This window comes from Streptomyces sp. NPDC001002 (assembly GCF_053599215.1).
This window is the reverse complement of sequence record NZ_JBSFLV010000060.1, coordinates 20,253-34,454: the sequence shown is the minus strand read 5'-3', so window position 1 is coordinate 34,454 and position 14,202 is coordinate 20,253. Positions and strand designations below refer to the sequence as shown.

At 70.7% G+C, this 14,202-nt stretch carries 16 protein-coding genes; 7 read left to right on the top strand and 9 right to left on the bottom strand.

All coding sequences use genetic code 11. The features are described from left to right. Positions 1 to 75 precede the first annotated feature (75 nt). Positions 76 to 1,194, top strand: a complete 1,119-nt coding sequence (locus ACWDR3_RS25965; RefSeq protein WP_450354974.1) for an adenosine deaminase — start codon at positions 76 to 78, stop codon at positions 1,192 to 1,194. A gap of 178 nt (positions 1,195 to 1,372) precedes the next feature. Next, complete coding sequence (locus ACWDR3_RS25960; protein ID WP_401713695.1) at positions 1,373 to 1,732, top strand: ATP-binding protein; 360 nt, start codon at positions 1,373 to 1,375, stop codon at positions 1,730 to 1,732. Positions 1,733 to 1,805: 73 nt separating this feature from the next. On the opposite strand, the gene ACWDR3_RS25955 is transcribed toward ACWDR3_RS25960, so the two are convergent. The 5 genes from ACWDR3_RS25955 to afsQ1 form a co-directional block, all read right to left on the bottom strand. Continuing rightward, the gene (locus ACWDR3_RS25955; protein WP_123998126.1) at positions 1,806 to 2,012 is read right to left on the bottom strand and encodes a PspC domain-containing protein; all 207 of its coding nucleotides are present in this window, start codon (positions 2,010 to 2,012) and stop codon (positions 1,806 to 1,808) included. A 93-nt stretch (positions 2,013 to 2,105) separates the two neighbouring features. Then, positions 2,106 to 2,657: a VanZ family protein gene (locus tag ACWDR3_RS25950; RefSeq protein WP_450354973.1), complete on the bottom strand. Its 552-nt coding sequence runs from the start codon at positions 2,655 to 2,657 to the stop codon at positions 2,106 to 2,108. Positions 2,658 to 2,739: 82 nt separating this feature from the next. Further along, complete coding sequence (locus tag ACWDR3_RS25945) at positions 2,740 to 3,372, bottom strand: hypothetical protein (protein ID WP_450354972.1); 633 nt, start codon at positions 3,370 to 3,372, stop codon at positions 2,740 to 2,742. Then, complete coding sequence (locus ACWDR3_RS25940) at positions 3,369 to 4,952, bottom strand: ATP-binding protein (protein WP_450354971.1); 1,584 nt, start codon at positions 4,950 to 4,952, stop codon at positions 3,369 to 3,371. The genes ACWDR3_RS25945 and ACWDR3_RS25940 overlap by 4 nt, the downstream gene beginning before the upstream one ends. After that, positions 4,949 to 5,626: a two-component system response regulator AfsQ1 gene (afsQ1, locus tag ACWDR3_RS25935; protein ID WP_123998123.1), complete on the bottom strand. Its 678-nt coding sequence runs from the start codon at positions 5,624 to 5,626 to the stop codon at positions 4,949 to 4,951. Before afsQ1 ends, ACWDR3_RS25940 begins: the two co-directional genes overlap by 4 nt. A gap of 243 nt (positions 5,627 to 5,869) precedes the next feature. Here afsQ1 and ACWDR3_RS25930 point away from each other — a divergent pair, with 243 nt between their 5' ends. Further along, entirely contained in the window at positions 5,870 to 6,607 is a 738-nt protein-coding gene (locus ACWDR3_RS25930; RefSeq protein ID WP_450354970.1) for a SigE family RNA polymerase sigma factor, read from the top strand. 229 nt (positions 6,608 to 6,836) lie between these two features. On the opposite strand, the gene ACWDR3_RS25925 is transcribed toward ACWDR3_RS25930, so the two are convergent. After that, complete coding sequence (locus ACWDR3_RS25925; RefSeq protein ID WP_450354969.1) at positions 6,837 to 7,472, bottom strand: uridine kinase; 636 nt, start codon at positions 7,470 to 7,472, stop codon at positions 6,837 to 6,839. Positions 7,473 to 7,599: 127 nt separating this feature from the next. Here ACWDR3_RS25925 and ACWDR3_RS25920 point away from each other — a divergent pair, with 127 nt between their 5' ends. Continuing rightward, positions 7,600 to 8,001, top strand: coding sequence for a hypothetical protein (locus ACWDR3_RS25920; protein WP_450354968.1), 402 nt, complete (start codon positions 7,600 to 7,602; stop codon positions 7,999 to 8,001). Positions 8,002 to 8,070: 69 nt separating this feature from the next. On the opposite strand, the gene ACWDR3_RS25915 is transcribed toward ACWDR3_RS25920, so the two are convergent. The 3 genes from ACWDR3_RS25915 to deoC are packed head-to-tail and all read right to left on the bottom strand — an operon-like array spanning position 8,071 to position 11,377. Further along, a complete protein-coding gene (locus ACWDR3_RS25915; RefSeq protein ID WP_450354967.1) occupies positions 8,071 to 8,988 on the bottom strand; it encodes an aldehyde dehydrogenase family protein in 918 nt (305 codons plus the stop codon). Continuing rightward, positions 8,981 to 10,414, bottom strand: coding sequence for an aldehyde dehydrogenase family protein (locus tag ACWDR3_RS25910; RefSeq protein ID WP_450354966.1), 1,434 nt, complete (start codon positions 10,412 to 10,414; stop codon positions 8,981 to 8,983). Before ACWDR3_RS25910 ends, ACWDR3_RS25915 begins: the two co-directional genes overlap by 8 nt. A 6-nt stretch (positions 10,415 to 10,420) precedes the next feature. Then, the gene (deoC, locus tag ACWDR3_RS25905; RefSeq protein WP_450354991.1) at positions 10,421 to 11,377 is read right to left on the bottom strand and encodes a deoxyribose-phosphate aldolase; all 957 of its coding nucleotides are present in this window, start codon (positions 11,375 to 11,377) and stop codon (positions 10,421 to 10,423) included. A gap of 194 nt (positions 11,378 to 11,571) precedes the next feature. On the opposite strand from deoC, the gene ACWDR3_RS25900 reads away from it, so the two are divergent. The 3 genes from ACWDR3_RS25900 to pstC all read left to right on the top strand — a co-directional run bounded on the left by ACWDR3_RS25900 (position 11,572) and on the right by pstC (position 14,107). After that, positions 11,572 to 12,297, top strand: coding sequence for a PH domain-containing protein (locus ACWDR3_RS25900; RefSeq protein WP_450354965.1), 726 nt, complete (start codon positions 11,572 to 11,574; stop codon positions 12,295 to 12,297). A gap of 303 nt (positions 12,298 to 12,600) precedes the next feature. Continuing rightward, a complete protein-coding gene (locus tag ACWDR3_RS25895; RefSeq protein ID WP_450354964.1) occupies positions 12,601 to 12,948 on the top strand; it encodes a hypothetical protein in 348 nt (115 codons plus the stop codon). A 109-nt stretch (positions 12,949 to 13,057) separates the two neighbouring features. Then, on the top strand, positions 13,058 to 14,107 hold the full coding sequence (gene pstC, locus ACWDR3_RS25890; protein ID WP_450354963.1) for a phosphate ABC transporter permease subunit PstC: 1,050 nt from the start codon (positions 13,058 to 13,060) through the stop codon (positions 14,105 to 14,107). The last annotated feature ends 95 nt before the right edge of the window (positions 14,108 to 14,202 follow it).

Genomic DNA, 14,202 nt, shown 5'->3' with positions numbered 1-14,202 from the left:
TCCGCGCGGTCACCGTTACGTATCGACGGAGTTGTACACCGAGCGATCTACGCGCGTAGGAAGTAGAGTGCGGCAATGACGAGCCAGAGCACCGCGAACATCCCGACGCCGGACCAGATCCGCCGGGCGCCGAAGGTTCTGCTGCACGACCACCTCGACGGCGGCCTGCGTCCGGGCACGATCGTCGACATCGCGCGGGAGACGGGATACGACCGGCTTCCCGAGAGCGACCCCGACAAACTCGGCCTCTGGTTCCGCGAGGCCGCCGACTCCGGTTCCCTGGAGCGGTACCTGGAGACCTTCTCGCACACCGTCGGCGTGATGCAGACCCGGGACGCGCTGGTGCGGGTGGCCCGCGAGTGCGCCGAGGATCTCGCCGAGGACGGGGTCGTGTACGCCGAGGTGCGGTACGCGCCCGAGCAGCACCTGGAGGGCGGCCTGACCCTCGAAGAGGTCGTCGAGGCCGTCAACGAGGGCTTCCGGGAAGGGGAGCGGCTGGCCCGGGAGAGCGGTCACCGCATCCGGGTGGGCGCCCTGCTCACCGCCATGCGGCACGCGGCCCGCGCCCTGGAGATCGCCGAACTCGCCAACCGTTACCGGGACCTGGGCGTCGTCGGCTTCGACATCGCCGGCGCCGAGGCCGGCTTCCCGCCCACCCGGCACCTCGACGCCTTCGAGTACCTCAAGCGGGAGAACAACCACTTCACCATCCACGCCGGCGAGGCCTTCGGACTGCCGTCCATCTGGCAGGCCCTGCAGTGGTGCGGCGCCGACCGGCTCGGGCACGGGGTGCGCATCATCGACGACATCGAGGTCGCCGAGGACGGCTCGGTGCAGCTGGGGCGGCTCGCCGCGTACGTGCGGGACAAGCGGATCCCGCTGGAGCTGTGCCCCAGCTCCAACCTCCAGACCGGGGCCGCGGCCTCGTACGCCGAGCACCCGATCGGGCTGCTGCGCCGGCTGCACTTCCGGGCCACGGTGAACACCGACAACCGGCTGATGTCCGGCACCAGCATGAGCCGGGAATTCGAGCACCTTGTCGACGCGTTCGGTTACACGCTCGACGACATGCAGTGGTTCTCCGTCAATGCGATGAAATCAGCGTTCATTCCTTTCGATGAACGACTCGCGATGATCAATGACGTCGTGAAGCCCGGATATGCCGAGCTGAAGTCCGAATGGCTGTTCCAGTAGACCGCTCTCACCAGCGGGTATGTGGTCGATAAGGGGTGGCCGGGACGTTTCGTCTCACCGGAAATGCGGACGGGTATTCACAATCCGTCCGCATTTCGATGTTTGCGGCGGGTGGCTCCGCATGTTTACGGTCGTGGACCGCTCACATCCCCGTAACCCCATTTCGAGGACGCATTTCATGAAGCAGTCTGCTGCCAAGACCCTCGGTGTCGCCGCGCTCGGTGCCGCCTTCGCCGCCACCGGCGCGGGTGCCGCGAACGCCGCCCCGGCGGTTCCGGACGCGAGCCAGGCCCTGGGCACCCTCACCCAGACGCTGCCCGCGGAGAACGTCGCCAAGGCGCTGCCGGGTGCCGGTGAGGCCCTCAGCCAGGCGCAGCCCGCGCTCGCGTCGGGGCTGTCCGCCGTGCAGCCGGCCGCCCAGAAGGTGCTCGCCGACGGTCCGACCGCGCCGGTCGCCGGTCTCCTCGGCGGTCTCCCGGTGGGCCAGACCGGCCTGCCCACGCACGGCCTGCCGCTGAACGGGATCCCGCTCGGCTGAACCGCCCTCGGACACACGGATGGGGCGCACCCCCGGACACGGGGTGCGCCCCATCGGCGTACTCGGAAAGCGGTCACCAGGCGGAGCGGGCCGCCGCCTTCTCCTCGGACGGGAACAGGATCCACAGCGCGATGTAGAGCAGGAACTGCGGGCCCGGCAGCAGGCACGAGAGCACGAAGATCACGCGCATCGTGGTCGCGGAGGTGCCGAAGCGCCGCGCCAGCGCTGCGCACACTCCGCCGATCATGCGGCCGTTGGTGGGGCGGGCAATGGCGGACATGTGCGGCTCCTTCGTGAGCGTCGGTCGGGCGGCCGGTCCTGGCTGCCTCATCTGCCTTCAACGCTACGGAGGACCCGCGGATCCGGCGTCGCTCTACGGTGCGATGCCGACCCTGGGAATCGTCGGGGTCCGACCCTGAGCGGCTTCCTCCTGGAGGACGGCCGCGGGCGGCCTGCGCTCACCCCTGCGGCGGAGCCGGGCGCGGCCGGCCGGTACCACCGCGAGATGCGCGAGGGCCACGCCGATGGTGTTCAGGAACAGCGTGTCGACGTCCGCGACCCGGCCGGGCACACCCGTCTGCAACAGCGTGATGCCGAGCGAGATGAGAGCACCGGCGGCGACCGTGCGGACCAGGGACGACAGCGGCGCCGCGTACAGCCGCCCGTGCACCAGCGGGATCAGCACGCCGAGCGGGGCGAGCAGCCCCAGACCCTCGGCGATGCGCCGGGCCGCCTCGGGCCAGCCGAGCTCCAGATCGGCGTGGATCCCGGCGAACGGGCGCAGATTGGCGGGCTGTACCCAGGGGACGTCCAGCGGGCGCAGCGTGAGCCAGGCGACGAACACGAGATGTGCGACGAGGAGAACACCTCCTGCCACACGGACGCGGATCTCGGCGCTGCCGCCGACGAAGCCTTGACGCTGCACGCCACACAAGACGCGGCCCCCGGCGGGATCGGTTCCGGCTCACCCCCAGGTACCTGGATGAGGCCTCCGCCACACCCGTACGTCAGCCGCTCGTCACCTCGGCGGACGGTGGCTCCTGGGAGCCCGGGCGGGAGCGGACCTCGTCCGTGCACTCGTAGCGGCGCAGCGGGTCGTGGCCCGGGCCGCCCAGGATGACCGAGCCGTCGCCCTCCGCCGCCGCGGAGTCGGAGAAGGTGCACACGATCTGGGCCAGCGCGTAGGAGGTGAGGTCGGCGGGCGTGCTGCTCAGCCGCAGCGTGTCCTCCGGATCCCCGGCGCGCGGGCCGCCCACGGCGATGCCGCCGCGCACGTCCGTCGTGTACCCGGCCTCCCGCTCCGCGGACGACGGTGTCGCCGCCAGCTGGTCCAGCAGCCCCTGCGCCACCAGCACCCGCCGCTGCGAGTCCGCCGTGCCGTCCGGGACCCGTACCGTCCGGTCCACCGCGACCAGCGACGAGCCGCACAGCAGGAACACCTGCACCGGCAGCCCGCGCGAGGCCTGCGTGGAGATGTCCGGCTCGGCCAGCGAGCACTGCACCCGCGAGGGCGCCGCCCCGAAGTCCGTCGGCACCTCCGTGGAACGGATCCCGCACCCCGTCAGCAACGCGGCGAGCACGGGCAGCGCCAGCAGCCCGCGCACCCCGAACGGGCGTGCCGCGGTGGGTCGTACGGTCATGAGGGCTCCCCCTGCTTCCCCTCGGCCTGCTCGGGGTCCTCCGTCAGTGCCGACACGTCCTGCGGCAGCCGCAGCGTGAACACCGCACCCCCGTCGGGGGAGTTGGCGGCGGTGATCTCGCCGCCGTGGATGTGCGCGTTCTCCAGGGCGATGGACAGGCCCAGGCCGCTGCCCTCGGAGCGGGGGCGGGAGGCGCTCGCCTTGTAGAAGCGGTCGAAGACGTGCGGCAGGACGTCCTCGGGGATGCCGGGCCCGTGGTCGCGCACCGCGATGACCACCTCGGCACCCCCGCCGCCCTTGGCTCCCGACTCCCGCACCGCGACCCGTACCGGGGAGCCGCCGTGCTTGAGCGCGTTGCCCACGAGGTTGGCCATGATGACGTCCAGGCGGCGCGGGTCGAGCCGGGCGTGGATGCCGCGTTCGGCGTCCAGGTCGACCGCGTCCAGCCAGGCGCGCGCGTCCAGGCACGCGGTGATCTGGTCGGCGACGTCCACGTCGTCCAGGACGAGCCGGGCGGTGCCCGCGTCGAAGCGGGTGACCTCCATCAGGTTCTCGACCAGGTCGTTGAGCCGCCGCGTCTCACTGACGACGAGCCGTACCGCGGGCTCGATCATCGGATCCATGGACCCGGACTCCGCCTCCAGCTCCTCCTCCAGGATCTCGGTGACGGCGGTGATCGCGGTGAGGGGCGTACGGAGTTCATGGCTCATGTCCGCGACGAACCGGCGGGACGCCTCGTCCCGCGCGGCCATGTCGTCGACGCGTTTCTCCAGCGCCTCGGCCGCGTAGTTGAACGTCCGTGACAGATCGGCGAGTTCATCGGTCCCCGACACCCGCAGCCGGGTGTCGAGCCGGCCCTCGCCGAGCCGCCGGGCGGCCACGCCCAGCCGCTGCACCGGCTTGAGCACGGTCGTCGCGGCGGCCTGCGCGAGCAGCGCGGAGCCGATCAGCGCGAGCCCGGTGGCGATCCCCAGCGACCAGGCAAGGGAGTTGAGGTCCTTCGCCTCCGGCTCAAGGGACTTGAGCATGTAACCGGTCGCGCCGCCGCCGATCACCTTGGTGCCGGCCACCAGATACGGGGTGCCGTTCTGCACGACCCGCTGCCAGTAGAGGTGGTACGGGTACTTGTTGCCGGAGTCGACCTTCTGCTTCTTGTTCACCGCGGCGCGCAGCGAAGTCGGCACGTCCTGGAGGGAGAAGCCGTCCAGGGCGCCCGAAGTGCCGTACATGGCCTTGCCGTCGGCGCCCCGCGCGACCAGCAGCACACTGAAGCGCTGGCTGCTGCCCGACATCTGCCCGGCGGTGTGCTGGAGTTCGTCCTGCGAGGGGTCCGGCGGCAGCGAGCCCGCGCGGTTCTGCATCTCCTGCTGGAAGTCGCGCAGCACCGCGTCCTGGGTGCGGGTGAGCACCGCCTCGCGGTTGAGCCAGTACGCGATCCCGGACGCGGAGACCGCGGCCGTCAGCGCCACCAGGCCGAACACGACGACCAGGCGCAGCCGCAGACTGGTGAACCGCAGCCGGGACCACACCCCCTTGCGATCCGCGGCCCAGCCGCGGATCCCCCCGTGCGCTTCGGTCACTGAGGCGAGTCCAGCCGGTAGCCGACACCACGCACCGTACGGATCAGGGTCGGGGAGGACGGCACGTCCTCGACCTTGGCGCGCAGCCGCTGCACGCAGGCGTCCACAAGACGTGAGTCACCGAGGTAGTCGTGCTCCCACACCAGCCGCAGCAACTGCTGCCGGGACAGGGCCTGTCCGGGCCGCCGGCTCAGTTCGAGCAGCAGCCGCAGCTCGGTCGGGGTGAGCTGGAGGTCCTCGCCGTTCTTCGTCACGGTCATCGCCGCGCGGTCGATGACGAGGCTGCCGAAGGTCGCCGCGTCGGTCGACTCGCGTTCCCCGCGCCGCAGCACGGCCCGGATCCGGGCGTCGAGCACCCGCCCCTGGATCGGCTTGACCACATAGTCGTCCGCGCCGGACTCCAGCCCGACGACGATGTCGATGTCGTCGCTGCGCGCGGTCAGGAGGATGATCGGCAGCTGGTCCGTGCGCCGGATACGCCGGCACACCTCGAACCCGTCGATGCCGGGCAGCATCACGTCCAGCACGATCAGGTCCGGCCGTTGCTCGCGCAGCAGCTTCAGACCGTCCTCGCCGGTGGCAGCGGTGGCAACCCGGTGGCCCTGGCGCGTAAGAGACAGCTCCAGGGCCGTACGGATGGCGTCGTCGTCTTCGATCAGCAACAGGGAAGGCACGGGCCTCATTCTGGCCCATGGTGGGGTGGGGTTTCGACTCCTGTACAGGTACGGCCCGTACTGCCGCTCTCTGTGACCGCGCTGTGCGATTCCGTAGCCGGGCCTCTGTGACAGGTCTGTGACAGTCGGCGGACACGTCCATGAAGTGGCCCGGGCAAGCTTCTCGGCACAGGCAAGGAAACGCCGCGAGGCAGCACCGCCTGAGCAGGCCGAACACCGGAAGTCCACGACGGGGGGCGCGAGATGAACACGCTGCACAGCACAAGCGCAAGCGCGGTTGTCACGCGACTGCACGACGTCACCCGGGGTTCAGAGAAGTCCGGTGCCGTGAGCGGGCGGGGGTGCGCTCGCGGCACCGGGCGTCAGCACACCGGGTACATGACGGTGGTTGACAGTGTCACGGGGGAGACACACGGGGGAAGCGCGTACAGGGAGGGCACGGGGGAACGTCGTTCGCTGTCGGAGGCGGAGTTCACCGCCTACGTCCAGGAGCGTCGCGCCTCCCTGTACGCAACCGCCTACCACCTGACCGGCGACCGCTTCGAGGCCGAGGATCTGCTGCAGAGCGCGCTGTTCTCGACCTACCGGGCGTGGGACCGGATCAGCGACAAGGCCGCGGTCGGGGGCTACCTCCGCCGCACCATGACCAACCTGCACATCAGCGCGTGGCGCCGCCGCAAGCTGAACGAGTACCCGACCGAGGAACTGCCGGAGACGCCCGGCGACACGGACGCGATGCGCGGCACCGAACTGCGCGCGGTCCTGTGGCAGGCGCTCGCCCGGCTCCCCGAACTCCAGCGCACGATGCTGGTCCTCCGTTACTACGAGGGCCGCACCGACCCGGAGATCGCGGAGATCCTCGACATCAGTGTCGGCACGGTGAAGTCCAGCATCTGGCGGTCGCTCCGCCGGATGCGCGAGGACGAGGTCCTCAGCTTCGGCCGTGACGAGGAAGACGCCTTCGGGGAGCTCGTCGCCTGAGGGTCGGGGGAAGCACGGGGGAAGCAAGTGGGGGGAACGGCAGCCGAGGGGGCACCACTGGGGGGTGGTGAACGGCTGGCGGGGATCCAACGGGGGCCACGGGGGAACGGGGCCAACGGGGGAAAGCACGGGGGAGCACCACGGGGGAACGGGGAAGCGGGACTGGAGGGCCGGGGGGTCCGTCCAGTCCCGCTTTTTCGTGCGCCCCGATCTCCTTCTGTATGGAGGGTCAGACGGTCGGCGTCGCCGCGGGCCGGCGGCCCACCGCCGCCGCGGCCAGCCGCGTCAGGGCCTCGTCCTTGTCGCACGGGTGGGCACCCAGCGCGGTCTGCCGGCTGACGATCGACCGCTCCTGACGCATCAGCCGCCAGCCCCTGCGGAGCAGGAACGGCACCGACTTGCGGCCCTCGCGCAGATCCCGCAGGAACCGGCGCCGGAAGGTGCGCATCGGCCCGCGGCTCAGGCACAGCGCGTCGGCCAGCAGCCCCAGTTCACGGCAGCGCCCCACGATCTCGGCGGCGAAGATGCCCTCCGCGACGAAGAGCGGCGTGCGCCCGATGTCCACGGCGTCCTCGCCGGTGCGGGCGCTGAGCGAGATGTCGTACACGGGCACGTTCGTACGGCCCGTGCGGCACAGCTCGGCTATCGCGGCGACCGCGACCTCCGCGTCCCAGGACTCCGGGTGGTCCCAGTCGATGTCGGAACTCCCCGCCACCTGCGGCAGCGTCGGGTCGTTCCCTTCCTTGTAGAAGTCGTCGAGGCGCAGCACCGGCAGGCCGGAGCGGGCGGCGACGAGGGACTTGCCCGAGCCCGAGGGGCCGCAGAGCAGCACGACACGGGCGGAGGAAGGGACATGGATGCTCACGGGTCACCAGTTTGACGTATTCCGTACGCCCTGCCGACCCCGCGGGTCGTCTTTGGAGTGCGCATCACACCTCAACTACCCTTCGTGTCGACACGATTACCCTGCGCACCAGAAGGTGGCACCAGCGATGGCACGACACACGTCCTCCCCGAACCCGACCGCCCAGCGGGCCCTGGTCGCCCTCGCGACGGCAGGCGTGGCGCTCGGCGCCGGTGCCGCGTCGGCCGCCGCGGACACCGAGCCGGTGCTGGACGTGATGCGCACCCGACCCACGTCCCTCGGCACCATCGACCCGCAGGCCGGCACGCAGGCCCTCACCGGCATGGTCGGCTACGTCACCGGGCCGGTCGCCGACCTCAAGCCCAACCCCCTCGCGGGCACCGGCGTGGACCCCCTCGACAACGGCCTCGGCACCCAACTCGCCGACTTCAAGCCCCTCGCCACCCAGGCCCTGACCGGCCCGGTCGCCCAGGCCGAGTCGATCGGCAGCATCCCGGTGGTGGGACCGGTGACGGGGCTGCTGCGCTGACGCACGCGCGAAGAGAGCCGCGCCGCCCCCGGATGGTGGGGCGGCGCGGCTCGTTCGTGGGGGGATCGGTCAGTACGACGAACCCGATGCGCCCAGGGCGCCCGTCGGGTGCCAGACCGTCTTCGTCTCCAGGAACGCCGTCATGCGGTCGAGGCCCGGAGCCGCCGACCAGTCGACTTCGTCCACAGGCTGTGGACGGAGAACGCGCTTGAGGTTGTCGGCCGCCGCGATCTCCAGCTCCTTCGCCAGTACGTCATCGGCGCCGGCGAGATCGATCGCGTTGACGTCCTGGTGCGCGGCCAGGGGCGTCGCGATCTCCGCCGTCCGACCGGAGAGGACGTTGACGACACCGCCGGGCACGTCGGAGGTGGCCAGGACCTCGCCCAACGACAGGGCCGGGAGCGGGGACTTCTCGCTGGCGATCACGACGGCCGTGTTGCCCGTCGCGATCACCGGGGCCAGCACCGAGACCAGGCCCAGGAACGAGGAGTCCTGCGGGGCGAGGACCGTGACCACGCCCGTCGGCTCCGGGGAGGACAGGTTGAAGAAGGGCCCCGCGACCGGGTTGCCGCCGCCGACCACCTGGGCGATCTTGTCGGTCCAGCCCGCGTACCAGACCCAGCGGTCGATCGTCGCGTCGACGACAGCGGCCGCCTTCGCCTTCGACAGGCCCTCCGCGTCCGCGACTTCACGCACGAACTGGTCCTTGCGGCCCTCCAGCATCTCGGCCACGCGGTAGAGGACCTGCCCCCGGTTGTACGCCGTCGCGCCGGACCAGCCGCCGAACGCCTTGCGGGCGGCGACGACCGCGTCACGGGCGTCCTTGCGGGAGGACTGCGGCGCGTTCGCCAGCCACTTGCCCTTTGAGTCGGTCACCTCGTACACCCGGCCGCTCTCGCTACGGGGGAACTTGCCCCCGACGTACAGCTTGTAGGTCTTGAAGACGCTCAGCCGCTGCTGCTCGCTCTTGTCGGACTTATCAGACATCGAGGTACGCCTCCAGGCCGTGGCGACCGCCCTCGCGGCCGAAGCCCGACTCCTTGTACCCGCCGAACGGCGAGGTCGGGTCGAACTTGTTGAACGTGTTGGACCAGACGACGCCCGCGCGCAGCTTGTTCGCGACGGCGAGGATCCGGGAGCCCTTCTCCGTCCAGATGCCCGCCGACAGGCCGTACTGGGTGTTGTTGGCCTTGGCGACGGCCTCGTCCGGGGTGCGGAAGGTGAGGACCGACAGGACCGGGCCGAAGATCTCGTCGCGCGCGATGGTGTGCGCCTGGGTGACGTTCGTGAAGAGCGTCGGGGCGAACCAGTAGCCGGAGGAGGGCAGTTCGCACTCCGGGGACCATCGCTCGGCGCCCTCCGCGGTGCCCTGCTCGACGAGCGAGGTGATCCGGGCGAGCTGCTCGGCGGAGTTGATCGCGCCGATGTCCGTGTTCTTGTCCAGCGGGTCGCCGAGGCGGAGCGTGGACAGGCGGCGCTTGAGCGAGTCCAACAGCTCGTCCTGGATGGACTCCTGGACAAGAAGCCGGCTTCCCGCGCAGCAGACCTGGCCCTGGTTGAAGAAGATGCCGGTGACGATCCCCTCCACGGCCTGGTCGATGGGGGCGTCGTCGAAGACGATGTTCGCGCCCTTGCCGCCGAGTTCGAGGGTGACCTTCTTGCGGGTGCCCGCGATCGTCCGCGCGATCTCCTTGCCGACGGCCGTGGAGCCGGTGAAGGCGACCTTGTTGACGTCCGGGTGCGCGACCAGCGCGGCGCCCGAATCCCCGTATCCCGGAAGGATGTTGACGACACCCTTGGGCAGGCCCGCCTGGCGGCAGATGTCCGCGAAGAACAGCGCCGACAGGGGAGTGGTCTCGGCGGGCTTGAGCACCACCGTGTTGCCGGTGGCCAGCGCCGGGGCGATCTTCCAGGCCAGCATCAGGAGCGGGAAGTTCCAGGGGATGACCTGGCCCGCGACACCGAGGGGTCGGGGGTTCGCGCCGAAGCCGGCGTGGTCCAGCTTGTCGGCCCAGCCCGCGTAGTAGAAGAAGTGGGCCGCGACCAACGGCAGGTCCGCGTCCCTCGTCTCCTTGATCGGCTTGCCGTTGTCCAGGGTTTCCAGGACGGCCAGTTCGCGGCTGCGCTCCTGGATGATCCGGGCGATGCGGAACAGGTACTTGGCGCGCTCGGCGCCCGGCAGCGCCGACCACTTCTCGAAGGCCTTGCGCGCGGCCTTCACCGCGCGGTCGACGTCCGCCTCGCCGGCTTGGGCGATCTCGGAGAGGACCTCCTCGGTCGACGGCGAGACGGTCTTGAAGACCTTGCCGTCGGCGGCCTCGGTGAACTCGCCGTCGATGAACAGGCCGTAGGAGGGGGCGATGTCGACGACCGAGCGGGACTCGGGCGCCGGCGCGTAGTCAAAGGTAGCCATGATGGATCAGTCCACCGTCACGTAGTCGGGGCCGGAGTAGCGGCCGGTGGCCAGCTTCTGACGCTGCATCAGCAGGTCGTTCAGGAGCGAGGACGCGCCGAAGCGGAACCAGTGGTTGTCCAGCCAGTCCGCGCCCGCGGTCTCGTTGACCAGGACCAGGAACTTGATGGCGTCCTTGGAGGTACGGATGCCACCGGCGGGCTTCACGCCGACCTGGACGCCGGTCTGCGCGCGGAAGTCGCGCACCGCCTCCAGCATCAACAGGGTGTTCGCGGGCGTCGCGTTGACGGCGACCTTGCCCGTCGAGGTCTTGATGAAGTCCGCGCCGGCCAGCATGCCGAGCCAGCTCGCGCGCCGGATGTTGTCGTACGTCGACAGCTCGCCGGTCTCGAAGATGACCTTGAGGCGAGCGGCGCCCGAGGCCTCCTTCACGGCGACGATCTCGTCGTACACCTTCATGTACTTGCCCGCGAGGAACGCCCCGCGGTCGATGACCATGTCGATCTCGTCGGCGCCCGCGGCCACGGCGTCGCGCACGTCGGCCAGCTTCACGTCGAGCGCGGCGCGGCCGGCCGGGAAGGCGGTGGCGACGGAGGCGACCTTGACCGAGGAGCCGGCGACGGCCTCCTTGGCGGCGGGCACCATGTCGGGATAGACGCAGACGGCCGCGGTCGAGGGCGTCGCGCGGTCGGTCGGGTCCGGGTGGACCGCCTTGGCGCCGAGCGCCCGGACCTTGCCGGGGGTGTCCGCGCCTTCCAGCGTCGTCAGGTCGACCATCGAGATGGCGAGGTCGATGGCGTACGCCTTCGCGGTGGTCTTGATGGAACGGGTGCCGAGCGAGGCGGCGCGCGCCTCCAGGCCGACCGCGTCGACGCCGGGCAGCCCGTGGAGGAAACGGCGCAGCGTGCTGTCGGAAGCCGTTACCTCGCCGAGTGCGTGTGCAGCAGGTGCAGTGGTGGGCATGGTCACCAGACGAGCATATCTACGCGCGTAGCGGCTGTACAGCCCCGGGAAGATCCGTGCCCCGAAGAGGCGCGGGGCTGTATCGATGTGCGGCTCCGCCGCGTGGGCGCGACCAGCCACATACGGCCCGCACTCGCAAACGTACGGATCCCCCCAACGGCGACCGGGCGCACCGCTGAGGCACAATCGGCACCATGACGACCCCGCCCCACGAACCCCCCGCGCCGCAGGCCCCGGCAGCCGAGTCCAGGGACCGCATCTACCGATCACCCGCGGGAATCGCCGGCGGCGTACTGCTGCTCGCCATCGTCGCCTGGCTCGGCCTGGACGCGATCTTCTCCGGCCACGGCCGCACGCCGTGGCTCGCCCTCGCCACGCTCATCCTCGTCGTGCCGCCGATCGTCGCCTTCACCCTGCGCCCCGCGGTGTACGCCAACGCGGACCGGATGCGCATCCGCAACCCGTTCCGGGTGATCGTGCTGCCCTGGGGGCAGGTCGCCTCGCTGCGATCGAGTTTCTCGAACGAGGTCGTGGCGGAGTCCGGCACCAAGTACCAGCTGTGGTCCGTCCCCGTCTCCCTGCGGGCGCGGAAGAAGGCGTCCCGGCGGGAGTCCCGGGCGGCGGCGGACCAGGCCGCCGGGAGGAGCGGGCGGAGCCGCGGCGGTTTCGGCGGTGCCTTCGGGGGCGGCGGCGCACTCGGCGGTGGCCTCGGTGGCGGGTTCTCGCGCGGTGCCGCGGAGGCGGACGGGCCGATGCGCGCGGAGACCGACAAGGTCATGGACGAGCTGCGGGAGTTCATGGAGACCCGGGGGCAGGCCGAGACGGCTCAGGGCGAGGTGGCCGTGCGCTGGGCGTACGAGGTCGCGGTGCCGACGCTGGCCGGGGCCGTGCTGCTGGTGATCCTGCTCGCGGTGGGCTGACGGCCCGTACGCCCGGAGATTTGGCACCCCGTGGCGGGGGTGCCCCATTTGGCAACGTTGTCCGCATGTCGTGGTGAGCGCTTTCCCTCAGCCTTTCCTAGGGGTTACCGAGGGGATACTTCGACATGAAGCGTGGAGGCGGCCGTCAGGTTTGTCCGGCCCCCGTCACTCCTGTCTCAGTAGATTTGGTGTCGCTGCCCCTCCAGTGCCGTACCTGCGGATTTTACTTTTTTAAGGGGCGGCGGGGGTGGGGACATGGAGCGGTCCGGCGGGACGGCAAGACCTGCCGTCGCGGTGGTGGGCATGAGATGTCAGATCGACATCAACGGTACGGGCGGGTTCGGATGGCGGCTGATCGCGCCGAACGGACGCTCGGTGGCGGTATCGCTGACCTCGCAGGACACCCACGACAAGTGCCGGGCGGCGTTCGTCCGGCTGTGCGCGCGCCACGGCGAGATGGGCGGCGGGATCCAGCACGGCACCGAGGGTGGCGGCTGGGTGTGGGTGGTCTGGGACGCGGCGGGCCGGCATCTGGCGGGATCGGCCCGTACGTACGAGCGGCACGCGACCTGTCGGGCCGCGTACGACCGGTTCCGTGGCCTGTTGCCCGAACTGGTCGGTGCGGGGCCGGAGTTATGGGGCGAGACGTGAGTCATGGGCGAGTCGTGAGTGACCCCGGGTAACCGAAGTTGCCCCCTGGGAACCTCTCGTTCACGTTTCGGGATGGGCATGTCAACCGATGGCACGGAGTGTCTGAAACGTGCCTTCGCTGAGAAGATCCAGACAGCCGCAGCCCGTGATCGCGGGTGTCGGCGACATCGATGTCGGTGACGTCGACGTACCGAGACGCCTGTACGCCGATCCCGGTCTGCCCGACCGGGTCTTCCGCGTGGTGCTGCGCTCCGGCGGCGGCTTCGTGCTGGCCGTCATGCTGCTGGTCGGCGGCTTCCTGCTCTACCGCGCCTGGCTGGCGCTCGACCGGGCCGGCTGGTCGTTCCTGACCACCTCCGAATGGGCGCCGGACGCCGGGAAGTTCGGCATCGCGGCCGTCCTGGTCGGCACCATCCTGATCGCGACCGTCGCGGTCCTGGTGGCCGTACCGCTGGCCACCGGCGCGGCCCTGTACATCTCCGAGTACGCCCCGCCGCGGCTGCGCCAGACGCTGGTCACCGTCGTCGACCTGATGGCCGCGGTGCCGTCGGTGGTCTACGGGCTGTGGGGCCTGTTCTTCCTGCAGGACAAGGTCCTGCCCACGGCCCGCTGGATCTCCGCCTACTTCGGCTGGATCCCCGTCTTCTCCGTGCGGGGCGCCGATCCGGACGACCCGCTCGCGCCGGAGAGCATCTACACCTCCTCGACCTTCATCGCCGGACTGGTCGTCGGCATGATGATCGCGCCGATCATCTGCTCGATCATGCGCGAGGTCTTCACCCAGGCGCCCGCCGGTGAACGCGAGGGCGCCTACGCGCTCGGCGCGACCCGCTGGGGCATGATCCGCAGCGTCGTCCTGCCCTTCGGGCGCGGCGGCATGATCGGCGGCACGATGCTCGGGCTCGGCCGCGCGCTCGGCGAGACGATCGCCATCTTCATGATCATCTCGCTGACCTTCGACATCCAGTGGCACGTCCTGCAGTCCGGCACCAGCTCGGTCTCCTCGCTGATCGCCCTGCGCTACGGAGAGGCCAGCGAGTTCGGCATGTCCGCGCTGATGGCGGCCGGCTTCGCCCTGTTCCTCATGACGCTGGTCGTCAACTTCGCCGCCTCGTCCATCGTCGCCCGGTCCCGCTCCGGCGCGTCCAGCGACGCGTGATGCCCGGCCGGCGGCTCGACAGGTGCCCCCGTCCCGTCTTCCGGCCGCCGACATTGCGTCCCCCTGCCCCTCCGACCGCCGTCTCCCCGCGACCG